Source organism: Streptomyces sp. NPDC001750 (assembly GCF_042892615.1).
GTDB lineage: Bacteria > Actinomycetota > Actinomycetes > Streptomycetales > Streptomycetaceae > Streptomyces.
Window position 1 is genome coordinate 21,039 of the sequence record NZ_JBIAUE010000029.1, and the last position, 26,813, is coordinate 47,851.

Below are 26,813 nucleotides of genomic sequence, written 5' to 3' on the forward strand. Positions count from 1 at the left end.
GCGGGGCCACCACGGACGTCGGGACGGGAGGCGCCACGACGGCGTCAGCGCATCCCGGAGAAGTAGTCGAACGCCTTGGGCAGCGTGCGGGCCAGGGCCTGTGTCTTCTCCCGGATCGCCTCGAACTCCTGCCGCGCGGCGCCCGGATCGGCGAGCGCCAGCGCCGGCGACGGCTGCACCTCGATGCCGCCCATGCCGAGCAGGACGCACATGTACGAGTACGGCGGCAGCCCGTGGTAGTACGGGTACACCGTCTCGCTGTCCGGCAGCTGGACGCGCCACCTCTCGATGCGCTCCGCCAGCCCGTCCGGGACGGCGCGGGTCTTGGTGTCGCGCCAGTACTGCGTGTCGGACCGCTTGGCGGCCAGGTAGTGCAGCACCAGGAACTCCCGTACGCCGTCCATGACATGGGCGACGGCGTCGTTGTACCGGTCCCGGTGGGCGGGGTGCCAGTCGGGCCCGGGGAAGTTCTTCGCCAACTGCTCGATCGCGTGGTGGATGAAGAAGATGCCCGTCGACTCCAGCGGCTCCACGAACCCGCTGGACAGGCCGACGGCCACGCAGTTCTTCACCCAGGAGTCGCGGCTGCGGCCGATGCGCATCCGGATGTGGTTGGCCTCGACGTCGGCCGCGGCGGGGCCGACGAACTCGCGCAGGGTGCGCTCGGCCTCCTCGGGCGAGAGGTAGTCCCTGGCGTAGACATAGCCGGTGCCGACCCGGCCCATCAGCGGAATCGTCCAGATCCACCCGGCGTCCTGGGCGGTGGCCGTGGTGCAGGGGCGGATGCCCCGCTTCTCCATGTCCATCGGGACCTGGAGCGCGACCGCGCTGTCGTTGGGCAGGGTGTCCTGGTACGAGACGAACGGCTCCTCCAGGGCCTTGTTCAGCAGCAGACCCCGGAAGCCGGTGCAGTCGACGAACAGGTCGCCGGTGAGCTCGCCGTGACGGGCCGTCGTGACCCCGCTGATCCAGCCCCGGTCGTCGAGACCGACCGTCTCGACATCGTCGACGATGTGCCGGACGCCGCGCTCCACCGCGTACGCCGTCAGGTACTTGGCCAGCAGAGCGGCCTCGAAGTGGTACGCGTACGGGAACTGGGTCTTGCCCTGGTGCTCGGACATCGTCAGGCCCCGCATCTCGTCCGCGCCCTCGTCGAAGGGCTGGTCGAGCAGGGTGCCGTCCATCCGTCTCGGGCTGAGCCCGGCATCGATGACCGAGGCCATGACGAAGCAGTCCTTGTCGAACCGTTCGGTCGGCCGCTCCCGCAGCCACCAGTCGGCCAGCGGATGGCCGTTCACCGAACGCATCTGCTCGAACGGGTGGTAGAAATAGTGCCCCTTCTCCCGCCAGTTCTCGAACCGGACCGCCAGTTTGTACGTGGCATTGCAGGCCGGCATCCAGTCCTTCTCCTTGAGTCCCAGGAACTCGAAGAAGTGTCGGATGTCGCTGAAAGTGGCCTCGCCCACGCCGATGGTCCCGACTCTTCCGGACTCCACCAGCGTGATGTCGATCCGTTCGCCGAAAGCGGCCTTGAGGTACGAGGCGGTCATCCAACCCGCCGTACCGCCACCCACGATGACGACCTTGTTGAGCACGAGCGTCTCCAATCCGGTAATTCCACGAGGGCCAGACGAAAAACGACACTAGGTCCACTGCGCAACCCCCGGAAGGCCCTTAAGCGACCGATGAAAATCGCAGGTGGCACACCGGCCCTCGGAGGCGGGAATCCGGTGAAATTCCCCGGCCGCGGCGGGAGTTTGGGTCCCGCGGCCGTTGGCGGGTGTTCCAAAAGAGGAGGTCGATGATCCGGCGCGAAAGTCCAGCACCGAATCCCGTGGAAGGGATTAATTCGATGTTTCGCACCATCAGGGCGGTCGGCACACGGCCCTGAGGCGTCCATTCCGACCCCCGACGACCCCCGACGACCCCCGACGGGCCCCGACGGGCCCCGACGACCCCCGACGGGCCCCGGACACGACGGAGCCGCCCTCCTCCCGGCGGGGGAGGAGGGCGGCTCCGCGTACGGGCTCACTCCCCGGACAGCAGCTCCGCGACGTGCCCGGCGATCGCCGCCACCGTCGGCTGGTGCCACAGCAACGTGGCCGGCAGTTTGTGCCCGAACCGCTTCTCCAGACGCCTGCGGACGACGATCGTCATCACCGAGTCCAGCCCCTGCTCCACCAGCGAGCGGCGGATGTCGAGCGACGCCACCGGCAACCGCATCTCCCCGGCGATCCGGGCCGCGATCTCCCCGGTGAGCCGCTCGCGCAACGCCTCGCCGGACAGCCCGGCGAAGGAGTCCCCGCCGTCCTGCGCCGGTTCCGCCGCCTCCGGTTCCGCCGTGCCGATCTCCCGCAGCAGCGGCGGCCGTTCCCCGCCCGCCTCCAGCGGGACCGTCCGCAGCACCGGGAAGTGACCGGTACCGCGCCGCGCCGCGTGGTCCCACGCGGCGAACGCCTCGGACACCGAGATGGCGGTGACGCCCCGCTCGCGCAGCTCCAGGTCCACGACCTCGTTCACCGCCATGCCCTGGCCACGCCACGACGTCCAGCCGAAACCGGTGGTGTCACCGCGATGGTGCGCCAGGGCGTCCAGGAACGCGTTGGCGGAACCGTAAGCGGCCTGACCCGGCAGCCCGAGGAGCTGGCCGCAGGAGGAGAACAGCACGAAGAAGTCCAGGCTGCCGACCGGGAACAGCTCGTGCAGCACCCAGGCGCCCTGCGCCTTCGGCCGCATCACGGCCCGCAACGACTCCTCGTCCACGTCCGGGACCATCCGGTTGTCGAGCACACCCGCGGCGTGCACGATCCCCCGGACCGGCGGCATCCCGAGCGCGTCCGGAGCGAGCAGCCGGGCAGCCCCGGCCGCGTCGGCGACGTCCAGCGCCAGCACGCGCACGGTCACCCCGAGCGCCTCCAGCGCCCGCACCCGCTCGACATGACGCCGCGTCGCCTCGTCCTCGACGGCGTCCCACTCGGCACGCGGCGGCAGCCCCCGCCGCCCGGCCAGCACCAGGCGCCGGGCCCCGCGCCCGGCCAGCCAGTGCGCGACCTCCAGACCCAGCACCCCCAGCCCACCGGTGATCAGATAGGTGCCGTCGGAGCGGCAGACCACCGCCTCGTGCCGGGACTCCCGCCCGGTGCGGGCGAGCCGGGCGACCTCGGCGCGGCCACCGGACCGCAGCGACACCACGTCCTCCCGCGGCGCGGCCCGCACCACGTCGAGCAGCGCATCGGCCGTCTTGGCGGTGTCCGTCGGCAGATCGATGATGCCGCCCCACAGCTCGCCGTGCTCACCGGCCAGCACCCGGCCGAGCCCCCACAGCGCGGAGTGCGCGGGGCCGCTCGCCTCCCGGGACTCGCGCACCCCGCTCGTCAGGGCCCACAGCCGGGGGAACTTCACGGCGCCCGACGAGGCCAGCCGCTGTGCCGTCGCCAGCAGCAGCCAGGCGTTCGCGGCGGCCGCGTCGGGGACCGACTCGCCCGGCGCGGGCGACGGCGGCAGCACCAGCACGTCGGTGGCCGGGTCGAGCCCGGCCGGGTCGTCGAGGTCCTCGGGCCGCTTCAGGGCCGAGAACCGCCGCCCCTCGGAGACGATCCGCTCGCGCAGCGCACCCGCCAGGGGGTGGTCGACCGCGCCGATCAGCACAATGTCCCGCCCGGCGCCTCCCGTGTCACCACCGGACCGCGACGCTTCCTCCAGCGGACGCCACACCACCTCGTGGACCAGGTCCTCGGGCCTGGCGGCGGTCATCGACTCCTGGCCGATCGACGCGTACCGCACGCCGGTCAGCGCGGCCAGCACCCGGCCGGCGGCGTCCGCGATCAGCACGTCCACCGCGTCCGCCGTCGGATCGTGCACGACCCGGATGTCGGCGGCCGTCGGCGGCACGCCCTCGACGACCACCGCCGTCAGATGCGCGACCATCCGCAGCGCGGCGGGCCCCGGGTAGGCGGACGGGGCGATCGACAGGGCGGCGTCGAAGAGGGGTGCCCAGGTCGCCGGGGCCCGCTCCGGCCGCGCGGCGGTCACCCGTGCGTGCAGCACGCCCTCGGCGCGCCGCAACTCCTCCACGTTCCAGTCGAAGCCCATGGTCGGCACGCCGACGGAGGCCAGATGCCGCTGGATCCCGCCCGGGTCGGCCGGTACGAGCGCGCCGGGCGACGCGGGCAGTTCGACCGGTACGCAGGGGCGCGTGTCCAGGACCGTGGCGGTGGTGTGGGTGAGCCAGGAGCCGTCACCGTCCGCGGTCCGCGAGGAGAGCCGCAACCCGTCGTCGCCGTGCACCACCTGGATCTCGCGGCGCTCGCCGACGGTCAGCGGCAGCCGCAGCGCCATACCGCCCAGCGCCCGGGAGCCCGTGCGTTCCCCCTCCGGGGCGCCCGCGCCGTCCCCGTCCTCCGCCGCCGCGAGGAACGTGTTGATCAGCACGGCGGCGGGCACGATCTCGGTCCCGTTGATGGCGTGGCTGCCGGGGTACGGGCGGTTCGCGTCCTCCAGCACGGTCCGCCACAGCCGCAGCGGCCGGTCGGCGACGGCGACCGGGGCACCGAGGAGCGTCGCCGCGTCCACGTCGTGCCCGAGACCCTGACCCGCCCCCGGGAAGCGGGTCTCCCGCCAGTGCGGCTGCCGCTGCCAGGCCACCCGCGGCAGGGTCACCAGGTCACCCGTGGGGTGCAGACGTGCCCAGTCGCACCCGATACCGGAGGCGTGGACGGCGGCGAGCGCGGCGAGCAGCGAGGACCGCTCCGGCTGGTTGCGCCGCAGCGACGCCCCGACGAACGCGTCCTCCCGCCCGAGGTCGGCGAGGGTCTCCCCGAGCGAGTGGGCCACCACGGGGTGCGCGGAGATCTCCAGGAACGCGTGGTAGCCGTCCTCGGACGCGGCCCGGGTCGCCGCCGCCAGCCGCACCGTGTTGCGCAGGTTCGCCGCCCAGTACGCCCCGTCCGCCGACGGGGTGGTACGAGGATCGGCGAGCGCCGTCGAGTACATCGGGACCACCGGCTCACGCGGGGCCAGGTCACCCGCCGCGGCGGCCAGTTCGTCGAGCAGCCCGTCCATCTGCGGGCTGTGGAAGGCGACGTCGGACGCCACCTGTCGCAGCTGTACGCCCTGCTCCCGCCACTCCTCGACGAGTGCGGCGACCGCGTCGGCGTCGCCCGAGACGACCGTGGAGCCGGGGGAGGCGGAGATGGCGGCGACCACGTCCGTACGGTCCGCGAGGCGCTCGGTGACCTCCTCCAGGGACAGGCTCGCCATCGCCATGGCGCCCTTCCCCGCGACCCGGCGCAGCAGCTCGGAGCGTCGGCAGATCAGCCGGGCGCCGTCCTGCCGGGACAGCGCCCCGGCCGTCACCGCCGCGGCGATCTCGCCGACGGAGTGGCCGATCACGGCGTCCGGGGTGACACCGTGGGCGCGCCAGACCGCGGCCAGCCCGATCTGCACCGCGAAGATCATGGTCTGGACGCGGTCCACGGTCTCGAAGTCGCCGTCGAGCAGCACCTGACGGGGCGAGAAGCCGATCTCCTCCAGGAACACCGGCTCCAGTTCGTCGATCGCCGCGGCGAACGCGGGCTCGGACGCGAGCAGTTCGCGGCCCATGCCCGCCCATTGCGAACCGTGGCCGGAGAACACCCACACCAGCCCGCGTCCCGGGTCCGCCGGTGCCGTGCCGACGACCGCCTCCCGCGACTGCTCCCCCTCGGCCACGACCCGCAGTCCCGCGACCAGCTCCTCGCGGGTCGCGGCGACGATCCCGGCCCGGTGGTCCAGGTGCGAGCGGCGCAGTGCCAGGGTGTGTCCCAGGGAGTCGAGAGCGGCGCCCCGGCCCGCGCCGGTAGCGCTCAGCCAGTCGGCCAGCGCGCCCGCGTAGGCGCGCAGCCCGGCGGGCGACTTGGCGGAGACGGGGAAGAGCCGCGTCCGCCCGGGTGCGGTGGACGCGGCGCGCTCCGGTGCCGGGCCGGGCGCGGGGGCCTGCTCCAGCAGGACGTGCGCGATGGTGCCGCCGTATCCGAAGCCGGAGACCCCGGCGCGGCGTGGCCGGCCGCGGTCCGGCCACGGGGTGCGTCGGGTGACGACCCGCAGACCGCCCCCGGCCCAGTCGATCGCCGGGTTGCCCTCGTGGTGGTTGAGGCTCGGCGGTATCTCGCCGTGGTGCAGGGCCAGTACGGCCTTCAGCAGGCTCGCGACCCCGGCCCCGGCCTCCAGGTGCCCGATGTTGGGTTTGACCGAGCCGATCAGCAGCGGCGCGTCGGCGGGCCGCCCCTCGCCGTACACGGCGGACAGCGCGCCCGCTTCGAGCGGATCGCCGAGTCGCGTGCCGGTGCCGTGGGCCTCGACGTAGTCGACGGAACCGGCGTCGATGCCCGACCGGCGCAGCGTGGCCTCCAGCAGCTCCCGCTGCGCGGTGCCGCTGGGGGCCATGATGCCGTTGGTGCGGCCGTCCTGGCTGACGTGGCTGCCGCGGACGACGGCGAGGACCCGGTCGCCGTCGCGCCGGGCGTCGGAGAGCCGCTTGAGGACGAGGACCGCGCCGCCCTCGCCCCGGCCGTACCCGTCGGCGGACGCGTCGAACGGCTTGCAGCGGCCGTCGGGTGCGGTGGCACCGGCGGACTCCAGCGTCAGCGACAGCCCGGGGTTGATGATCAGGTTGACGCCGCCGACCAGGGCGACGGAGCTCTCGCCCGCCCGCAGGCTCTGGCAGGCCAGATGGGTGGCGACCAGCGACGCCGAGCAGGCGGTGTCCACGGCCATGCTCGGGCCGCGCAGATCGAACGCGTACGAGATCCGGTTGGCGGCCGCGCACATGGCGCTGCCGATCCCGGTCCACGCCTCGATCCCGGGCAGGTCCTCCAGCAGCCGCCGCCCGTAGTCGTCCGAGCCGATGCCGACGAAGACACCGGTGTCGCCGCCCGCGAGGCTCCGCGGCGGGATGCCCGCGTCCTCCAGCGCCTCCCACACCACTTCGAGCAGCAGTCGTTGCTGCGGGTCCATCAGTTCCGCCTCGCGCGGTGTGAGACCGAAGAATGCGGAGTCGAAGCCCTCGACGTCCTCGATGAACCCGCCGGGTATGTCGGCGCGACGCACCGCGGCGCGGTGCTCGGGACCGAGGTCCCGGTAGACGCCCCAGCGGTCCCGGGGCATGTCGCCGATGCCGTCGCGGCCGGCCAGCAGCATCTCCCAGAACGTACCGGGGGAGTCGGCGTCACCCGCCAGCCGGCAGCCGGCTCCGATCACCGCGATCGCCTCGGGCGCCGCGGACTTGTCTGTGTTGGACACGACTTCGGTCTCCTTCGACTCGATCAACCGCACCACGGGGCGGTGTGCCGGATGCGCACGACCGCGCAGGACAGGGTGACGCCGGGGCCGACGCCGAGCATCAGGAAGTGGTCGCCGGGCCCCAGTTCACCGGTGCCGAGCAGATGGTCGAGGGAGACGATCTGGTCGCTCGCCCCGAGGTGGCCCACCGTCCGGCCGAATTCCCACGTCGACTTCTCCATGGGCAGGCCCAGCGCCGCCATGCAGCGCTGCTCGACGATCTCCCGGGAGTAGTTCATGTACGCGACCCGGGTGACGTCGGCGAGGCCGATGCCCGCCTCCGACAGCGTCCGCTCGACCAGCTCCAGCGTCATGCCGTGGACCCGTACGAGGGCGCCGGTGCCCACGCCGTCGGCGAGCGCGGCCTGCTTGAACTCGGCGTTACGGGCCTGGAAGTCCAGTGGGCGCCCCACCGTCGGACCGGGCGGGAACAGCGGTTCGGTGCCGCGGTGCATCTGCTCGGCCTGCGACACGGCGACCGACCCCACCGACAGCAGCTGGGCGAACGACGGCTCGGTGGTCAGCACGACCGCGGCGGCGGCGTCCCCGGCCACATAGCCGGGACCCATGGTCCAGCGGTCCATCATCGGGGTGCCGAAGTTGTCGGACGCGACGAGCAGCGCGGTCGGATGCCGCCCCGCGCCGTCCCCGGCCGCCGGACGGCCCCGCAGGTGTCCGGCGCCCAGTTCCAGGGCGCCGAACATGCCGTTGCAGCCCTGCCGCACCTCGACCGCGAGCACCTCGTCGCCCACGAGGTGCCGCTGGAGGTAGTACTGCGGCTGCCAGCCGTCGGGCCCCTGGTGCCAGGAGTCGGCATACAGCAGCAGATCGGTGTCGCCGGGGCGGTGCCCGCAGCGCTTGTACGCCTCCTGGGCCGCGCGCAGCGCCATCTCCGGCGCCGGGATCTCACCGGCCACGGCGGCACCGGCCAGTTCGTGCAGTTCGGCCTCGAAGGCGGAGTACCGCCCGCTCTCGACGGCCTCTTCGACGGCGACCGTGCCGGGCAGGAAGACTCCGAGCCCCTTGATGAATACGTCGGGCGTCCGCAAGGCCGCCTCGCCTCCTCGATCGGTGGAATGGGAGTGGGCGGGTCGCGGCCGGGGCCGCGACCCGGTGGGGTCAGAGCACCGGGTCGCCGTGCGCGAGCGTTTCCAGCGTGCGCACCAGCCGGCCGAGCAGCCGCCTCGCCTGCGCGCGGGAGAACACGTCGGGCCGGTGGCCGAGCCGCAGGGTCAGCGAGCGCCCCGGCACGGCGGCCAGCCGCAGCGGGTAGTGGGTGCCGTCGTCCACGTCGAAGGAGACCAGGCGCAGGCCCCCGGCCGCGGCCGGGTCCTCGGCGTCGAAGGAGTGGTTGACGAAGGTGATGGCGGTGTCGAAGAGACCACCGCCGCCGGGGCCGGGAGCGGCCCCGCCGTCCGGCCCCGACGCCTGCCGCTGGATGTCGCCCAGCCCCAGATGGTGGTGCGGCAGCAGCGCCCTCTGCTCACGCTGGAGCCGCGCCAGGGTCCGAGGCACCGGTTCGCCGGCCCGCAGCCGCAGCCTGACCGGGACGGTGTTCGTCAGCAGGCCCACCATGTCCTCGACCCCGGGCAGCTCCGGCGGACGCCCGGACACCGAGGCCCCGAACACCACGTCGTCGGCGCCCGTCATCGCGGCCAGCAACAACCCCCAGGCGACCTGCACGACGGTGTTGAGCGTGACCCCGTGGGCCTGTGCCCGTCCGACCAGGGCCGCGGTCAGCTCCTCGTCCAGCAGCTCGGTGAGGTGTTGCTGCGCCGGTGCCGGTTCCGGGGCGTCGTCGGCCACGAGGGTGGGGCCGGGCAGGCCCCGGAGCGCGGCGGCCCAGGCGTGCCGCGCCGCCGGGCGGTCCCGGCCGGCGAGCCAGGCCAGATGGTCGCGGTGCGGCGGGGCGGGCGGCAGCACCGAGGCGTCGCCCCCGCGCGCGTACAGCGTGAACAGCTCACGGACCAGGATCGCCGTCGACCAGCCGTCCCAAAGGATGTGATGGGCCGTCAGCAGCAGTCGATGGCGGTCCTTCCCGAGCCGCAGCACCAGGAACCTCAGCAGCGGTGGCGCCGTCATGTCGAACCGGTGTCCGCGCTCCGCCGTCGCCAGACGGCGCGCCTCCTCCTGGCGCCCCTCCTCCGGAAGGCCCGTCAGATCCCTTTCCCGCCAAGGGATCCGTACGTCCTCGCAGATGATCTGCACCGGCCGCGCCACGTCCTCGTGCCGGAACGCGGCCCGCAGCCCGGCGTGCCGCCCGAGCAGCGCGCCCGCCGCCGCCCGCAGCGCCACCGGGTCCAGCGGGCCCTCCAGATCGAAGACCAGCTGCGCCGCGTAGGCGTCGGCCCCGTCCTTCGCGAGGACGCTGTGGAAGAGCAGCCCTTCCTGCAGCGGGGTGAGCGGAAGCACGTCGGACAGGCCGGGGTGGGCGGCGGCGAGCGCGTCGATCCCCGCCTGGTCCAGATCCACCAGCGGAAGGTCGGAGGGGGTGAGGCCGCCGGCCCCGGCCGACCGGCCGTGGGCGACCAGACCGGCCAGCGCGGTGGACCACGACTCGGTCAGCTCCTTCACCGCGGAGTCCGTGTACCGGTCGCCGTCCCACACCACGGTGACGTCCAGCTCGGGCTCCGCGCCCAGGTCGTAGGCCACGGTCGTGAACGCCACCGAACCCGCCGGGACGGTCACCGGTTCGGCGGCGAACGAGAACGCGGAGTGCGGTCCGTCCGGACCGGCCACGGGAAGCCAGTCCCCGTCGTGTCCGGCCGGGCCGTCCCCGTCCCCGAAGAGCCTTCCGTCGCCACCTCCGGCCAGGCGGAGCAGCCCGCGGTCGTACAAGGCGAGGAGCGGCGGCGCCCCCGCGGTCACCCCCGGGGCGCGCAGCCGTTCCTTGGCCCCCTTGAGCACCCCCGCCACCGACGGCGATCCCGCGCACACCTCGTCCCAGGACGCCCCGTCCGTGTCGAGGCGGACCGCGACCGCGTCGGTGAGGGGCCCGACGGTCCGCCCGGCCGCGGCGTCCCGGCGCCGCCACTCCAGTCGTACCGCGCCGCCCGCCGCGTCGTCCTCGGGCCGGTTCGCCCACCGCGCGTACGCCAGCGCCAGGCCGGTCGCCAGCACCTCGCCCGGATCGGCCCGGTACAGACCGGCGAGCGTGGTCCGCAACGCGCCGAACTCGCTCGCGGGCAGCGTCATGCGCAGGCTGCGGGTCCGGCCCGTGGCCGGGCCCGGGTTCGCGCCGTCGTCGGGAAGGTCCGGCGCCGCCCGCCGCGCGGCCCATGCCCGCACGGACGCCCCGGCCGGACCGGGGGCGACGGCCCGCCCCGCGACCACGTCCTCCCACGCCGCGGCGAGATCCGCGAGCAGGACGCGCCACGACTCGGCGTCCACCACCAGCGCGTGCGCCACGAGCAGCAGCCGCCCCGCACGGTCGGGGCCCGCGTCGAAGAACACGGACTGCGCCATCAGCCCGTCGGCGGGCGACAGCCGGGACCGCGCCGCGGCACACGCGTCCTCGAAGAGATCTCCGAAAGGCTCCCCGAAGGAGTCCGGACCCGCCCGCGTGACCAGCTCCGGCGCGCCGAACGTCCCGGGAGGCAGCGTCACGGCGTCCCATCCTCCGGCACCGTTCACCGCCAGCCGCAGCCGCAGCGCGTCATGGCGGTCCACCAGGGCCCGGACGGCCTCGGCCACCGCGTCGAACCCAGCCCCGGCGGGCACCCGGAGCAGCACCGACTCGTGCCCCGCCCCGGCCGGTGTCCGCAGCAGGCGCGCCGCCCGGCGGAGGGCGGGCACCCCGGCCACCGGACCGGCCCCGACCACCTCGTCGTCGCCCCCGGTCGCGTCCCCGTCCGCCCGCTCGCGTGCGTGCGGGGCGAGCTCGGCGACGGTCGGGTACCGGAAGACGTCGGCCGGCTCGATGCAAAGGCCCGCCGAGTGCGACCGCGAGACCAGTTGGAGCGCGGTGATGCTGTCACCGCCCCGGTCGAAGAACGAGTCCTCCACACCGAACCGCTCCAGCCCGAGCACCTCGGCGAACAGCTCGCACAGGGTCTCCTCGCGCGCGTCGCACGGTGGCCGGCCGGGCACGGCCGCCGAGAAGTCGGGTTCCGGCAGCGCCCGGCGGTCCACCTTGCCGTTCGGGGTCACCGGCACGGCCTCCAACGGCACCACGGCGGCCGGCACCATGTGGTCCGGCAGCGAACGGGCCGCGAAGCCCCGCAGCTCCCCGGGGTCCGGTGCGGTGGAACCGGGCGCGGTCACCACATAGGCGACCAGCCGCTTGCGGCCCGGCCCGTTCTCCCGGACGGCCACGATCGCGGTCCCCACCGACGGGTGGCGGGCCAGCACCGCCTCGATCTCGCCCGGTTCGATGCGGAACCCGCGGATCTTGACCTGGTGGTCGGCCCGTTCGACGTACTCCAGCTGCCCGTCGTCGCGCCACCGCACCAGATCGCCGGTGCGGTACATGCGTGAGCCGGGCGCTCCGTACGGGCACGGCACGAACCGTCCGGCCGTCAGCTCCGGGCGGCGCAGATAGCCCCGGGCCAGCCCGGCGCCCGCGATGTACAGCTCCCCGACCACGCCCGGCAGGACCGGCGCCATGGAGTCGTCCAGCACGTACACCCGGGAGTTGGCGACCGGCCCGCCGATCGGCGGGGCACCGGCGGGCGACAGCGGCCGGCTCACCGTGGTGGTGACGGTCGCCTCCGTCACGCCGTACTCGTTGAACATCCGTCGCCCCGTGGCCCATCGGCGCAGCACTTCGGGCGCCACCGGTTCGCCGCCGGTGATCAGCACCCGCAGCTCCGGCAGGTCGTCGGCCGCCATGCGCGCCAGGAAGACCGGCGGCACGGCGGCCTGGGTGACCCCCTCCGCGCGCAGCAGCCGCGCGAGCGCCGGGCCCGTGACGGTCCGACCGGCGGGAGCCAGCACCAGCCGCCCGCCCGCCGCCAGCGTCGGCCAGATGTCCGCCATCGCCACGTCGAATCCGGGGGAGACCAGTTGCAGCACGCGGCTGCCGGTGTCGAGCCCGTACCGCCGTATGTGGTCCGCGACCAGATTGCCCAGCCCCCGGTGGGGCACGACGACGCCCTTGGGGGAGCCGGTGGACCCCGAGGTGTAGACGACGTACGCGGGGTGGTCGGGGTCCGGTCCGGGCAGTGGCGGCCGGGACCCGCCCGCCACGGCGGCGCCCTCGTACGCGTCCACGCCGTCCTCGTCCAGCAGGATGCGGGGCGCCTTCCCCGGCACTCGCGCTTCGAGCGCGGCCGTGGTGATCACGCACGCGGGAGCGGAGTCGTCGAGCGTGTACGCGATCCGCTCGGCGGGGTACGTCATGTCGACGGGCACGAACGCCGCACCCGCCTTGAACACCGCCAGCATCGCCACGACGAGCTCGGGCGATCGGGGGAGCGCCAGAGCGACGAAGTCCTCGGGCCCGACCCCCCGTTCGGCCAGCAGGCGGGCGAGCCGTTCCGCCCGCGTGTCGAGCTCCGCGTACGTCACGGTGCGCGCGCCGTCCACGAGCGCGACGTGCTCCGGGGCGGCCGCCGCCCGCTCCGCGACGAGCGCGGGAACAGTCCGGTCGGGCACCGCGAGCGCGGTCCCGTTCAGCTCCACGAGCAGCCGGTGCCGCTCCTCGGGACCGAGCACGTCGAGCGACGCGACCGGTGCGTCCGGGGCGCCGACGGCCGCGCGCAGGAACGCGAGGAACCGTTTCCGATGGGCGGTGAGGCCCTCGAGATCGTGCCGCTCGGGATTGGCCTCCAGGACCAGCGACAGCGCCTCGCCGCCGGGCTCCGGACGGACGGTGACGAACAGGTCGAGCGTCGGCCCGGACGCCAGGTTGTGGCTGGTGGCCGGGGTGTTTCCGAACCGCAGCGGACCGCCGTACGGCATGAAGTTGACGATCGGTCCGAGCAGCGCGCCGATCTCGCCCTCCGGCGCCAGCTCGCGCTGGAGGTCCTCCAGCCGGAACCGCTCGTGCCGCAGCGCGTCGCCGATCTCCCGGGTGAGCCGGGGCACCAGCCGGGCGAGACTCTCGCCGGGGGAGACGGCCAGGCGTACCGGCACGCTGTTGGTCGTCATGCCGGGCGTACGGCGCGACGCGATGCTGCGCCGGCCGGTCACCGGCAGCCCGAGGACGATGTCCCGCCGGTTGGTGACGCGATGGAGGTAGACGCCGACGATCGCGGTGAACAGGATCTGCCAGGTCGTACCGGTCGCGGCGGCCGCCGCGCGCAGCAGGTCGAGATCGTCCGGCGCGATCGGGGCGGCCAGCCGCAGCCGCAGCAGTTCCTCCGGCAGTTCCGCCGCCGCACCCGGGCGCCCCGGGACCCGTAACGGCTCGGGCAGGTCGGCGAAGCGCTCCAGCCAGTAGGCGCGATCCGCCGGGAAATCGGCGGACGCGCGATAAGCGGATTCCTCGGCGAGCAGTTCCGTGAGCGACCCGAATACGGGCTCCACTTCATTCCGCCCGGCGGCCAGCTGGGAATAGAGCTCCGCGAGCCTTCGGCCCAGCAGATGAACTCCGTAACCGTCGACCACCACATGGTGGATGCGGTAGTAGAAGAAGTACCTCTTCCCGGAGAGCCTGAGCAGCGCGAAGCGGGAAATCGGCCCGGCGGCCAGATCGAGCGGGCGCCGGACGTCCTCCCGCATCCACCGCAGGGCCTCCGCCTCCGGGTCGGCCGCGCCCGCGAAGTCCGTCGTCGGCAGGACGGTCGCGTGCTCCGGGTCCAGGACCTGCCACAATCCGCCGTCGTCCCGGACGACGGTCCGGATACGGACGATGTCGGCCTCGGCGCGCAGCAGGCTCCAGGCCCCATCGAGCAGGGCCAGGTCGAGCGGCCCGTCCACGGCGATGTATTCCGCGCAGTTGTATTTCTGTCCGGACGCGTCCAGCTGATGAGCGAACCACACTCCCTGCTGACCGGCGGACAAAGGCAGCCGTACCGCGTCCCCCTGGACCATTTCCGACTCCATCGCTCGCAGATTCGAGGCTCCCGCTCCGCCGCACACAGAGGTGCACGGTAAATACAACCTTGGAGATCGCTGCTATAGGCCGCCTATACATCGACCGGTCCGGGAACGAATAGGCCGGATAGCGAAGAAATATAGGCGGGCTCCCCATGGTCGAACCGGACCGCGGTCCTGCCGAGAAGGAGAAGCCCGATGGACGCCCACAGCACCTGGAAGCCGCTGGTGATCACCCCGGCCGACATCGGGGCCGAGCCCGCCCCGGACGCACTGCTGGGCCACCTCCGCGGGCTCGACGACCTCGGAGCCCTGCTGGTGGCTGAAAAGGCCCTGGTCTTCCGCGGGTTCCGCGTCAGCCCGGCCGAACTCGACGACGTGATGGACCTGTTGCTGCCCAACCGGCTGGCCTACGTCCACGGCAACTCGCCCCGCACCAAGGTCGGGCGGAACGTCTACACCTCGACCGAGTACCCGCCCGCGTACACCATCTCCATGCACAACGAGATGAGCTACGCCCACCAGTGGCCCTCCCGGCTCCTCTTCTTCTGCGACCGGGCGGCCGCGACGGGCGGCGCGACCCCCGTCGTCGACGGCGCCCTGTGGCTGGAATCTCTCGACGCCGAGGTCCGCGCGGCCTTCGCCGACGGGGTGCGCTACGCCCAGCACCTGCACGGCGGGAAGGGCTTCGGAAAGAGCTGGCAGGACACGTTCGAGACCGACGACCGGGCCGACGTGGAGGCGTTCCTCGACGACACCGGCGCGACGTACGAGTGGACGCGTGACGGAGCGCTGCGGGTGAGTCAGGTACGGCCGTCGACGGCAGTGCACCCGGTCACCGGCACCGAGGTCTGGTTCAACCAGGCCGACCAGTGGCACGCCGCGGGTCTCGGTGACGAGACCGCCGCCGCGCTCCACCGGATCATGCCGGAGAAGGACCTTCCGCAGTCGGTGGCCTTCGCCGACGGCTCCCCGATCCCGGCGCGGTACATCACGCAGGTGCGCGACCGCGGCCTGGCCGCCGCCGTCGATGTCGACTGGCGGACCGGTGACCTGCTGCTCATCGACAACATGCTGGTGGGGCACGGCCGACGGCCGTTCACGGGGCACCGACGCGTCCTCGTCGCCATGTCCGACTGAGGCGCCGTGCCGGGCCGTGTACCGGGCCGGGGGCGCTGTCCCCGGCTGGGGCCCATCCCGGCTGAGACGCTGTCACCGGGGCCGTGTCCGGGGCTCCCGCCCGGCCGAAAGGGCGTGCGGCCGAGGGCCGTGCCCGGCGTCCCGCCGTCCCCGGGCCGGGTTCCTGCACCGGTCGCGCCCCTGCTGGGGCGGCAGGTGGTACGGCTGTCGTCGCCCCCGGTCGCCGGCCTTCGTCTGCGCCCGGGGTGGCGGCATCGGCCGGCGGGAGGCGGCCACGCTCGGCGCGGGCACCAGCGGGCTTACGACCTCGTCCACGATTGGCAGTGGAGGAAGGAGCGGCGTCTGGAGCCTTCGAATCCAAGGCGGAGGAGGGAGTCGGATGGGGTCTCCCCTGCTCGAACGCAGCTGAGAGCTTGGGGAAGGAGCGTCGGGGACTGACGACAACGCCGGAGGCGGAGGTCCCAGACGCCGCGACGCCGCTGACAATCGTGGACGAGGTCGTTACCGCCGAACCGACTTGGGGGGTGGCTCAGGGCGCCGCACAGCCCGGCGATCACAGCGAGCGACGCCCCTCTCACCGGGCAAGGGTCAGTGCACCACGATGTTGTTGTTGATGTCGCCGACGGTGAAATTGATCAGGCTGCCACAGACGAAGGCGCACCATCCGTGGGGTGGGGTGGGGGGAGTGGGGGTCGACGACACCATGACCGTGGTCTCGTCGTTCGAGGCGGCGCACACGTCGTTGCCGTTGTAGGCGGCGGTGATGGTGTGTGCGCCTTCGGTGGCGAAGGCCGCGCTGTACACGGCCACGCCATTGGCCCCGACCGGCACGGTGGCGAGGAGGTCAGGGCCGTCGAAGAATGTCACGCCCAGTCCGCCGCTGGGGTCTTCCGGGCAGCTGATCGTGGCCGTCAGCGTCACTGGCGACCCGACGGCCGCGGTGGTGGGCGACGCCACGACCGTGGTGGTCGAGAGCTCTTGGGCCGCCGCCGGGGTCCCTAGCGCGATGACCGCGGCCAGCGCGGTGAAGAGCGCTGTCTTCCAGAATCTCAATCCCTGCCAACGTCTCACTGACATGACTCCTTGGGCTGTGGGCTTTCCGGGGTGTTTCGACTCACCGGACAAGTTGAGGACCGTAGTCGCCCCTGCATGGAAGACATGAAGGCGCTCGCGCAGACGGTCCGCTTGGACCACGTGAATCACTCGTCAGGGCCGACACCGCTCTTTTCCCGACGCGCGCTGTCGATTCCGGCTTTTCCCCTGCTCGGGATGTTCAGAGCCGGTCGGACGAGGACGCGCGGAACCGGTTCCGTGCCTTTCCTGCGCCGCTGTGCGACGGTCCGCCGCCGTCGACTGACCGCCCTCACGGCTCGCCCCAGATGTCCCTGTATTTCTCAGCAGACACGCGAACTTACCCCATTTGAGTGATGTGTCGTTATCCTTCTTGCTGCTTCTTACGCCCAAGTGGCTCACTGACTGATGTCCGACCAGGGACCGCCCATCCATCCGCTGGGGGCATCAGCGGCAGTGCTGCGATTCCCATGACGCCTCGGGTCGGCAGCCCCGGTCACGGGTGTCCCCGGCGGTGTGGTCCAGTCCACCGCCTGGTGCCTGCTTTCGCAGGCGGCATCGGCCCGGATGTGGCGGTACAGCTCACCATCCGACCTCACAGGAGGACTCCGATGGCACCCGTCATCACTTCCATCAGCCCCACACAGGGCACGGCCGGTACCGTCGTGACCATCACCGGTACCGGGTTCGGTGCCCTCGCCAGTACGCCGACCGTCTCCTTCGGCAACACGTCCGTAAGCGGCACGGTCACCGTCGCCAACACCCAGATCACCGTCACCGCCCTCGGCGGGTGTGCGGGTCAGGTCAACGTCGCTGTCACCGTGGGCGCCTCCACCAGCAACGGCAAGCCGTTCTTCTACGTCGCCGCCCCCACGATCGGGGGCGTGAGCGCCAACGTCGGCCCCGACACCTCCCCGCCCCCCACCACGCTCTTCGGCAGCGGGCTCGCCGCGGCCACGGCGGTCACCTTCGGTGCGGCCGGCCCCGGCACCCTCGGCCCCGTCGTCAGCGACTCCCAGCGTTCCGCCACCCCGCCCTCCTTCGCCGTCACCGGACCCCCGGTGACCGTCAACGTCACGGCGACGAACCCCGGCGGGGTCAGCCCCATCACCGGCGCCGCCGACCAGTACACCTACTACGACCAGCCGACGGCCACCACCATCTCGCCCAGCACGGGATCGCCGGGCGACAGCGGGGTTCTCATCACGGGCACCGGCTTCTTCGGCGTCAGCGCCGTCACGTTCACCGACCCCGCCGGACCGACCGACTTCGCCGCCGATTTCGTCGCGCTCAGTGGCACTCAGTTGGTCGTGACGGTCCCCTCGGGCGCCCCGACGGGAACGGCGCTCGACGTCACCGTCACCACCCCCGGCGGCACCTCCACCCCCGCCCTCGTCTTCACCACCTGATACCCGCGTAGTCGTGTGTGCCCTGGGCGCCCAGGGCACACACCCCTGCTGCGGACCAGGGGCCGACGAGTCCCGCGCGGAATGCACACCCCTCCCGAACGAGAGACAAGCAAGAGAGGCCCGCGTCATGCCACCGGTGATCAGTACTCTCAATCCCGCCCAGGGCCCCGCCGTCGGCGGCAACCAGGTCATCATCTCCGGCGTCGGCCTCCTCGGTGCGACGGCCGTCCGCTTCGGTACGAACTCCGCCATCTACGCGGTGGTCAGCAACTCCTCGATCAGGGCCATCGCACCTCCGGGCGTCGGGCAGACGAGCGTCCGGGTGACCTCGCCGACCGGGACGAGCAACGGCCTCACCTACACGTATGTTCCGGCGCCGGTGCTCAGTGGGCTTGTGCCCGGCCAGGGGCCGACGAGTGGCGGGAATCAGGTGGTGCTCACGGGCACAGGGTTCACTGGCGCCGGTGCGGTGCGCTTCGGTGCGGCGTCGGCGGTCTTCACCGTCAACAGCGACACGCAGATCACCGCCATCGCCCCTCCGGGCTCGGGCTCCGTCCCCGTGACGGTGACCACACCGGGCGGCACCAGTAACGGCCTTACCTATACGTATGTTCCGGCGCCGGTGCTCAGTGGGCTTGTGCCCGGCCAGGGGCCGACGAGTGGCGGGAATCAGGTGGTGCTCACGGGCACAGGGTTCACTGGCGCCGGTGCGGTGCGCTTCGGTGCGGCGTCGGCGGTCTTCACCGTCAACAGCGACACGCAGATCACCGCCATCGCCCCTCCGGGCTCGGGCTCCGTCCCCGTGACGGTGACCACACCGGGCGGCACCAGTAACGGCCTTACCTATACGTATGTTCCGGCGCCGGTGCTCAGTGGGCTTGTGCCCGGCCAGGGGCCGACGAGTGGCGGGAATCAGGTGGTGCTCACGGGCACAGGCTTCACCGGCGCCGGTGCGGTGCGCTTCGGTGCGGCGTCGGCGGTCTTCACCGTCAACAGCGACACGCAGATCACCGCCACCGCCCCTCCGGGCTCGGGCTCCGTCCCCGTGACGGTGACCACACCGGGCGGCACCAGCAACAGCGTCACCTACACCTACACCACGACGCCGGCACCCACCCTTACGGACCTCGACCCCCATTTCGGGCCCATCAGCGGCGGCAACACCGTCACCATCTTCGGGACCAACCTGACCGGCACCACCGCCGTCCATTTCGATGCCCAGGCCGCCAGCAACATCGTCGTCGTAGGGGACAACCAGATCACGGTGACCGCGCCGGCCGGCACCAACACCGTGGTGGTCACCGTCACCACCCCCGGGGGCACCAGCAACGCCGGCATCGGCAACCCTTACTACACCTACGTCCCGCAACCCGCCCTCACGAGCCTCATCCCCGACACCGGCCCCGCCACCGGCGGCACCAACGTCACCATCAACGGCACCGCCCTCACCTACACCGATCAGGTCTTCTTCGGCGCCACACCCGCCGTCTTCGCCGCCATCTCCGACACCATCGTCCTCGCCACCTCGCCGCCCGGAGTCGGGAGCGTTCCCGTCACCATCCACTCCCCCGGCGGGACCAGCAACTCCCTCACCTACACCTACGAGTAACAGAGCCGCCCCGGGGCCCGAAGCCGAGCTCCCGCGGCAGGCGTTCCCAGGGCGACCCCGGTGTGCGGCACGAACAGAACGCCCTGGAACACCGGCCGCTCCGGATGCCGCATGCGCCCCGGATGCCGGGTCCGCCGTTCAACCTTCGGCAGCAACGGCTCGATCACCGCCCACAACTCGTCATCGATTCACCACGGCTTCGGCCGCGCCACTCCGCACCCCCGGATCAACGGTCCTGGAGCGATCCAACCACCTCAAAAGATCATTTCGTCAGGAGTTCTTGGCCGCGCAGTCGCGCGGGCCGAGGCGACGGCGGACGAGCGGCTGCGGGGCTCCGGACCGAATCGACCGTCGGCACGGACGGACACCGGCCCGCGTGGCGGGTCCGGCACCGCACCGTTCGTCCACGACGAAGTCGCCGGGGACGGCGCGCCGAGCACCGTCCCTGAACTCTTCCACGACCCTTCCACGGGATGAGGCCGTCACGGCTGACAGGCGGTGTCCATCGCGAGGCGGGGGGCCGGACGCACCGTGAGTCCGGTCCCCGGCCGCCGGGCGAAGTCGTCCGCGCCCAGGGCGTGGCCGGGTATGCCGATCAGCGTCTCGTGCCCGATCTCGTCGATGCTGCCGGTGAGCATGGCCTGGTACGTCTGACGGAGCGCGGGACCGGGATCGACCCCCAGCTCCTCCTCCAACTGCTGGCGACCCTCGTGGAACACGGCAAATGCGTCCGCCTGCCGGTCGGCCGCGTAGAGCGCCACCATGAGCTGGGCCCGCAGCCGCTCCCGCAGCGGGTGGGCGCTCACCAGGCCGACCAGCTCCGAGGTCACCTGGACGTGCCTGCCGAGCGCGAGATCGGCCGCGATGCGGCTCTCCAGCGTCTTCATGTACGCCTCGTCGATGCCCGGTCGCTCCGTCTGGCCGAGGTGCTCGGTCACGTCCGTGAGCGTGGGACCCCGCCACAGCTCCAGCGCGGAGGCCAGCGCCTCGGACGCCTGCTGGTACTTGCGCTCCGCCAGGCACGCGTGCCCCGCACGCGACAACACGTCGAACTCGTTGTGGTCGAACCGCCCGCAGATGATCCGCAGCATGTAGCCGGAGCCCTTGCGGATGATCTCGGCGTGATTCTCCAGGTGCTGTCGCAGCCTGGACGCGTACGTGTAGATCTGCGCCTGGTAGGTGCCGGGCGGCCTCTTGCCCCAGAGCGCCTCTCCGAGCCGGTAGTCGGGAAGAACCCGCTCACCGGCCAATAATAATGCCGCCAGCATAGTCCGTTGTTTCGTGCCGTTGAGCGGAATCTCTTTGTTCTCCAACCAAAGTCCGACAGGGCCGAGAATTCGAAACTCCATCACCGATAGTGCTCCTTATGCGTCGGGTCGGTGGGGGCGTGAGCATGGGGGCATGCCGGGACGGTCGATCCGAAATACCCGGCCATATGGCGCCATTTTGACGGCATGCCGAAATCCCCGGAATCAGAAGGGCATCGTGGAGCGGCATGTTGGAAAGATGTGACGGGGAGGACGTGAGCGGTACGGAACCCTGTCGGCAGCAGCCGTCGGCGCGCCCTAAATTCCCAGGGCCGTTGGGCAGGTCCGAATGTGCGTCAGAAGCATTCTCTAGTCCCCGTTCCCCCGTGAACTATCTGCCGGCGGGCCAGTTGTTGAATATTTCTGGCCACGGAGCGACTGTAGTCACGCTCAGGAACGGGCGTCAAGGCGGTGCTGATAAAGGTGGACGCGCTTTTGTCGATCGGCTGTCCGCTTCTCGACTGGCCGATTCCAGTTGGTCCGGAGGGCTTCGCGGCGGTCGGAATCCATGCTGATCGCCCTCTTGGTCGCGGAGCTGCGGCTATGCCGGGATCGTGGTGATCCCCATGGAGGCGCCATGTCGTCGTCACTGCTCAGGCGGCATGCAAGAGATTGTTGGCGGGATACCTGTCAGAAATGGTTGGCAGGTGTCATTGTCGGGCGGCACTTCATCCGCCCGAGGGCGGGCCGGACGAAGGGGTGCGGCTGCCCGCCACGCACGCCCGTCAGTTGTATGAATGCTGTAAAAACGCCGGTCGGGCCGGTCGTCGCGGCGTCGTGGGCCCCACCAATAGCTGCCGTATAGGTCAAATATCGGGGCAATGTGCAGCCTTGATATGCGCGTCGCGGAGGGGCTCCCCGAAGAGATTGGGTCGCAACAGGTGACAGCTATCATCTCGAATCCCATGGACTTCAATGTGGGAGACCTCTACGTCGACCTCATGGCCGCCATGGGCCGTCGGCTGTTCCTCAAGTGCGAGGGGTTCAACTTTGCCGGCTCGGTCAAGCTGAAGGCCGCCACCGAGATGGTGACGGCCAAGGAGCGGACAGGAGAGCTCACCCCGGGCACGACGCTGATCGAATCGTCCTCGGGAAATATGGGTGTCGCCCTGAGTATCGTGGCCGCGAGCCGCGGCTACCGCTTCGTCTGCGTGACCGACGCGCGCTGCACGCGCACCGCACGCCGGATGATGGAAACCCTCGGCAGCGAAGTCCACGTCATCACCGAACCGGACCCCGAGAGCGGCTACCTCGGTGCCAGGCTCGCCCATGTGTCCGCGCTCTGCGCGGCGAACGCCGACTACCTGTGGCTCAACCAGTACGCCAACGACGGCAACTGGACCGGGCACTACCGCACGACGGGCCCCGAGATCGCCAAGGCGTTCCCCGGGCTCGACGTCCTCTTCGTCGGCGCGGGCACGACCGGCACCCTCATGGGCTGCGCCGCCTACTTCCGCGAGAGCCAGCCCTCGGTCACGTTGGTGGCCGTCGACGCCGAGGGCTCCGTGACCTTCGGCGGGCCACCGATGCGCCGCCTGATCCCCGGTCTCGGCACCGGCGTCCGACCGGCCATCCTCGACCCGTCGTACGTCGACGACGTCGTCCACGTCTCCGAGACCGACACGATCCGGATGTGCCACCGGCTGGTGAGCCACGGCTTCCTCTTCGGCGGCTCCACGGGCACGGTGGTCAGCGGCGCCCTGTCCTGGCTGACGGCCAACGACCTTCCCGAGGACACGACCGCCGTCGCCATCGCCCCGGATCTCGGTGCCAACTACCTGGAGACGGTCTACGACGACGACTGGCTCACCCGCTCCTACGGCCCCCGCCTGCGCACTCCGCGGCCGAGGACGAGCGCCCGCTGACCGGACCCGCCCGCCGCAGCACCCGTCGCGGCCGTCCGCGCGCCGGCGTGGAGGCGGACGACGACCCCGGCCCGGCTGGTCGACGAGCGCGGTGACCGGTCCGCTGGGCCGTGTCGTCGAAGCGCCGCCCGCCGTGCGCGGGCCTCGGATCCCCCGCGTCCGGGAAGTCCCGACGGGCGAAGGCCGATAGCTCCGGCCCGTTCGCCGTCGGCCCGTGCACGGCGACTTCTGCGCGGGCCGTGATTCCCTTCTTCCGCCTCCCTCCCCGAGTTCGCCCGGTGCCGTCCGGCAGGCCGTGCGGGGCGCTGCCGCATGCGCGCGATCGGGCGTTGTCAGTGGTCGCAACTATGTTCAGCAGTGTCCCGCCGACGTGGCGCGGAAAACCCCTTGGTGCATAGGAGATGGTGCGTTGTCAGTTCGGGAGAGGTCGAGCACGGCACGGGTCATACCGCCCGCCCGGCCGCGCAAGCTCGCCAAGGTTCCGTTCGTCGAGCTGGCCGACGGACGCTTGCAGGGCGTGGTGTCCAGCGGCTCGGACATCGCACGGGTCTATGTCTCGTCGGTCGCCGTCGGCACGTTTGCGTTCACCTGCAGCACCAACAACAACCGCCCCTGCGGCGGTGCGCGCGGCTCGTTCTGCAAACACATCGGGTCCCTGATCACCGAGGCGGTGCTTCAGTACGGCGCCGAACGCGTCGCCCGCTACCTGAAGGCCGAGACGGGGGACGGGGAGCCGAGCGCGCAGACCATCACTGCGGGCATGACCGCGACGCGTCCGTCGCAGGGGGACACCGCGGCCGCCGCGTCCGTCTTCAGCCGGTTCCTGCGCCACCTGGCGTACCTGGAACTCGCCCCCACCACCGCGCCGTTGCCGGAGATGCAGTGGTTCCCGCCGACCAGGGCGGTGGCGTGATGCGTGCCGACCTGCTCGCCGAGACCATCACCGGGCTCGACGAGACCCTTGCGGCCGTCGACGCCTTCGACCGGGTCCTCGTCACCGGGTTGCTCCGCCCGCAGCCCGCCCAGGCCACCGGCCTGGCAGAGCTGGCGAACGCCGTCGCGGGGACGCCGCTCGCCGCCCGTACCGCCGAGGCGGCGGAGAAGGCGGCGGCCGGAGCCGCCGGGGAGGACCACTTCATCGCCCTCGCCGCCGCCCGGACCGCACTCCTGGGCTCCGTCCACGATGCACTGATGACCCGCGTCGAGGAGGCGACCGGCCGTACCCGCGCCGAGGAGACCGTCGCCCCGGCCGACGGAGAGCACGCGGCGAACCTGCTCGCCGCGGCCCGTTCCTGGCTCTCCGACCTGGCGCGTACCGGATGGCAGGGCATCGACCACGAGGTGGTCTCCGGGGCGGCCCAGGTCGTCTCCGCCATGCTCCCGGATCCGGCCCTGCGCCGCCCGGCGACGCTCCTCGACGGCTTCGCCGCCGAACTCGCCGCGTCCTGCCCGGGGGCCACGCTGGAACACATCCCGGAACGCCGCTGGGCCGACCTGTGGTCCCGTGCCCTGCTGCTGACGCTGCCCGGTGTGGCCGAGGCATCCGCGAGCGGTACGGCCACGGGCCGCCTCCTGCCCCTCGGCGTCGACCTCCAGGAGCACCCGACCGCGGCGCAGGCCCAGGTCCACGCGGTGTTCGAGCCCGCCGACGGCACGGCACCCCGCCTCGTGCGTGCCGCCGTCGCCGTACCCAAGCCCGACACCGTCGTCGGTGCCGGTGTGTGGCAGCTGCTGCGCCCGCACCTCTCGCTGCTGACAGCCGCGGGCGAGGGACGCTCGATGGACCTCACCGACATGCCCATCACCGCCGAGGGCGATCTGATCTGGAGCGACGAGCACGCCCGCCCGGGCGAGCCCGCCGACGTCTTCGCCACCGCCCGCGTCGCCCTGCCCACCGCCGCCGACCCGGTGACCGCGCCGCTGGACCGGCACCCGGTGCGCATCGCCGTGCCCGTCTTCCTGGAGGGCTACACCGCCGGGAAGGACGACGACGGGGCCGTGACATTCACTGTCGCGGGGCACCCCCTCGCCGTCGACACCGACCGCATCCCGGCGGCCGGACCGCTCACCCCGGAGGCCGTGGCGGCGTCCGGCGCGTGCGTCGGACTGCTGCGCTGGGACGACGGATCGTTCAGCGTCCAGCCCCTGGCCGTCGAGGCGACCGTGCGGAAGAAGACCGTCGCGCTCCACGCCGGGGGATGGGCCGGGGGCACGGCCGACAAGGCGGGCGCCAAGGCCGAGAAGGCCGCCACCGACGCCACGTCGGTGCTGCGGGAGCGAGCCGGAAGGCTGTTGCGGAAATGACCGGACGGACTCCCGGGACACGAGAGCCCGACGGCATCACCGGGGCGGAAGGCGACGAGACCCCCGCGGTGGACACCGACACGCCCCTTGCGACCCGACCGGGCGGCACAGCCGCGACGCAAGGCGGCGACAGCGCCGCGGCGCGAGCCGGGGACGGCTCTGCGGCGGACCCCGGCGGGACATCCGCGGCGGACCCCGACGGGGATCCTGTGGCGAACCCGTACGACAACCGTCGCCAGGTCCTGTACTGGCGGCTCCTCGCCCGCCTCTTCGACCACGAGGAGCAGCCCACGCTGGAATCGGCGAGCCTCGCCGTCGTCGAGGACATCGGTCTGCCGTCCGCGCTGCTGGACCCGCAGGCATCCGTCGACTCGGTGGTGCAGCGCCACCCCGGTCTGGCCGACGAGTTCGACGGCCTGATGGCCCCCACCCCGGACGACGCGACGGACGAGGACGAGGACGGACGCGACCGGGCCGCCGAAGTGCGGCGCGCGGCACTGGTGTCGAAGGTGCTGCTCAACGTCTTCGCCACCGGTTCCGGCACGGTCACCGCCGGACAGCTGGCACGCTGGCAGTCCGACGCGGGCTGGCTGGAGCGCGCGCTCGGCTGCCAGCCCGGTGAACTGCGCGGTGGACGCGGCGGCGGCCGTACCGGCGGAGGCGCCGCGGGAGCCGGCGTCAGCCCCACCGGCACCGGCGCCCGGGGAACGAACCCCGACCTCAGCCGGCTCATCCCGGCCATCGGCCCGGAGCTGGGCGCACTCGAGGCGGACCTCGTCAAACGGATGCACCTGCGCGAGGTGCTCGCCGACCCCGCGCTCGCCGCCCAGCTCACCCCGAGCATGTCGCTGATCGAGCAACTGCTGCGGGACAAGAACAACCTCTCCGGCGTGGCCCTGGCCAATGCCAAGGCCTTGATCCGCCGCTTCGTCGACGAGGTCGCCGAGGTGCTGCGCACCCAGGTGGAGAAGGCGACGGTCGGAGCCCTGGACCGCTCCATCCCGCCCAAGCGCGTCTTCCGCAATCTCGACCTCGACCGCACGATCTGGAAGAACCTCACCAACTGGAGCCCCGAGGAGGAGCGGCTCTACGTCGACCGTCTCTACTACCGGCACACCGTCCGCAAGACGACGCCCCAGCGGCTGATCGTCGTCGTGGACCAGTCCGGCTCCATGGTCGACTCCATGGTCAACTGCACCATCCTGGCGTCCATCTTCGCCGGGCTGCCGAAGGTGGACGTCCACCTGATCGCGTACGACACACAGGCCCTCGACCTCACCCCCTGGGTGCACGACCCGTTCGAGACCCTGCTGCGCACCAACCTCGGCGGCGGCACGGACGGCACGGTCGCCATGGCCCTGGCCCAGCCGAAGATCGCCGAGCCCCGCAACACGGTCGTGGTGTGGATCTCGGACTTCTACGAATGGCGGAGCGAGCCGCTGTTCGAGAGCATGACCGCCATTCACCGCTCGGGCGCCAAGTTCATCCCGGTCGGCTCGGTGACCAGCTCCGGCCGCGCCAGCGTCAACCCCTGGTTCCGGGAGCGCTTCAAGGACCTCGGCACCCCGGTGATCTCCGGTCACATCCGCAAACTCGTCCACGAGCTCAAGACGTTCCTCACATAGGGCCACCGAATCGACCGACTCCACCGAATCAAACGATTCCACCGATTCGACCGACTCCCGGAACCGTCGAACGTGCCGGATCGACCGACCACGCCGGATCCACCGACCACGCCGGATCCGCAGAACCAGGCAACTTGCCACGTCGCCAAGTTGCCAAGCCTGCCGAACATCATTGAGAAAGGCCCTGA

General features: G+C 72.1%; 13 protein-coding genes and 1 pseudogene. 7 read left to right on the forward strand and 7 right to left on the reverse strand.

What is annotated here, in order from left to right; all coding sequences use genetic code 11:
* Nucleotides 1–44: 44 nt before the first annotated feature.
* From ACFYY6_RS31820 to ACFYY6_RS31835, 4 genes are all read right to left on the reverse strand, one after another.
* The gene (locus ACFYY6_RS31820; protein ID WP_351522280.1) at nucleotides 45–1,607 is read right to left on the reverse strand and encodes a tryptophan halogenase family protein; all 1,563 of its coding nucleotides are present in this window, start codon (nucleotides 1,605–1,607) and stop codon (nucleotides 45–47) included.
* Between the two features lie 421 nt (nucleotides 1,608–2,028).
* Nucleotides 2,029–7,278 carry a type I polyketide synthase gene (locus ACFYY6_RS31825; RefSeq protein ID WP_389196858.1) on the reverse strand — a complete coding sequence of 1,750 codons (5,250 nt, stop codon included), beginning with the start codon at nucleotides 7,276–7,278 and terminating at the stop codon, nucleotides 2,029–2,031.
* 23 nt (nucleotides 7,279–7,301) lie between these two features.
* Nucleotides 7,302–8,366 (reverse strand): ketoacyl-ACP synthase III family protein, encoded by a 1,065-nt coding sequence (locus ACFYY6_RS31830; RefSeq protein WP_389196860.1) that lies wholly within the window; start codon nucleotides 8,364–8,366, stop codon nucleotides 7,302–7,304.
* Nucleotides 8,367–8,436: 70 nt separating this feature from the next.
* Nucleotides 8,437–14,304 carry an amino acid adenylation domain-containing protein gene (locus tag ACFYY6_RS31835; protein ID WP_389196862.1) on the reverse strand — a complete coding sequence of 1,956 codons (5,868 nt, stop codon included), beginning with the start codon at nucleotides 14,302–14,304 and terminating at the stop codon, nucleotides 8,437–8,439.
* Between the two features lie 189 nt (nucleotides 14,305–14,493).
* Here ACFYY6_RS31835 and ACFYY6_RS31840 point away from each other — a divergent pair, with 189 nt between their 5' ends.
* A complete protein-coding gene (locus tag ACFYY6_RS31840) occupies nucleotides 14,494–15,435 on the forward strand; it encodes a TauD/TfdA family dioxygenase (RefSeq protein WP_386609368.1) in 942 nt (313 codons plus the stop codon).
* A 588-nt stretch (nucleotides 15,436–16,023) separates the two neighbouring features.
* On the opposite strand, the gene ACFYY6_RS31845 is transcribed toward ACFYY6_RS31840, so the two are convergent.
* Entirely contained in the window at nucleotides 16,024–16,512 is a 489-nt protein-coding gene (locus ACFYY6_RS31845; protein WP_351526154.1) for an Ig-like domain-containing protein, read from the reverse strand.
* Nucleotides 16,513–17,117: 605 nt separating this feature from the next.
* Between ACFYY6_RS31845 and ACFYY6_RS31850 the strand changes: the two genes are divergently transcribed.
* Both ACFYY6_RS31850 and ACFYY6_RS31855 read left to right on the forward strand, forming a co-directional pair.
* Nucleotides 17,118–17,915 carry an IPT/TIG domain-containing protein gene (locus ACFYY6_RS31850; RefSeq protein ID WP_389196864.1) on the forward strand — a complete coding sequence of 266 codons (798 nt, stop codon included), beginning with the start codon at nucleotides 17,118–17,120 and terminating at the stop codon, nucleotides 17,913–17,915.
* Between the two features lie 136 nt (nucleotides 17,916–18,051).
* On the forward strand, nucleotides 18,052–19,524 hold the full coding sequence (locus ACFYY6_RS31855) for an IPT/TIG domain-containing protein (protein WP_389196866.1): 1,473 nt from the start codon (nucleotides 18,052–18,054) through the stop codon (nucleotides 19,522–19,524).
* Between the two features lie 16 nt (nucleotides 19,525–19,540).
* On the opposite strand, the pseudogene ACFYY6_RS31860 reads toward ACFYY6_RS31855, so the two are convergent.
* Together ACFYY6_RS31860 and ACFYY6_RS31865 are read right to left on the reverse strand one after the other, a co-directional pair.
* Nucleotides 19,541–19,712: pseudogene (locus ACFYY6_RS31860) on the reverse strand (transposase); the annotation flags it as partial.
* Nucleotides 19,713–20,006: 294 nt separating this feature from the next.
* A complete protein-coding gene (locus tag ACFYY6_RS31865) occupies nucleotides 20,007–20,873 on the reverse strand; it encodes a BTAD domain-containing putative transcriptional regulator (protein ID WP_389196868.1) in 867 nt (288 codons plus the stop codon).
* An 863-nt stretch (nucleotides 20,874–21,736) separates the two neighbouring features.
* Between ACFYY6_RS31865 and sbnA the strand changes: the two genes are divergently transcribed.
* The 4 genes from sbnA (at nucleotide 21,737) to ACFYY6_RS31885 (ending at nucleotide 26,625) form a co-directional block, all read left to right on the forward strand.
* Nucleotides 21,737–22,696, forward strand: coding sequence for a 2,3-diaminopropionate biosynthesis protein SbnA (gene sbnA, locus ACFYY6_RS31870; protein ID WP_351525087.1), 960 nt, complete (start codon nucleotides 21,737–21,739; stop codon nucleotides 22,694–22,696).
* A gap of 409 nt (nucleotides 22,697–23,105) precedes the next feature.
* The gene (locus ACFYY6_RS31875) at nucleotides 23,106–23,609 is read left to right on the forward strand and encodes a hypothetical protein (RefSeq protein WP_351525088.1); all 504 of its coding nucleotides are present in this window, start codon (nucleotides 23,106–23,108) and stop codon (nucleotides 23,607–23,609) included.
* Nucleotides 23,609–25,000 carry a hypothetical protein gene (locus ACFYY6_RS31880; protein WP_389196898.1) on the forward strand — a complete coding sequence of 464 codons (1,392 nt, stop codon included), beginning with the start codon at nucleotides 23,609–23,611 and terminating at the stop codon, nucleotides 24,998–25,000. The genes ACFYY6_RS31875 and ACFYY6_RS31880 overlap by 1 nt, the downstream gene beginning before the upstream one ends.
* On the forward strand, nucleotides 24,997–26,625 hold the full coding sequence (locus tag ACFYY6_RS31885; protein ID WP_388652539.1) for a VWA domain-containing protein: 1,629 nt from the start codon (nucleotides 24,997–24,999) through the stop codon (nucleotides 26,623–26,625). The genes ACFYY6_RS31880 and ACFYY6_RS31885 overlap by 4 nt, the downstream gene beginning before the upstream one ends.
* Nucleotides 26,626–26,813 lie beyond the last annotated feature (188 nt).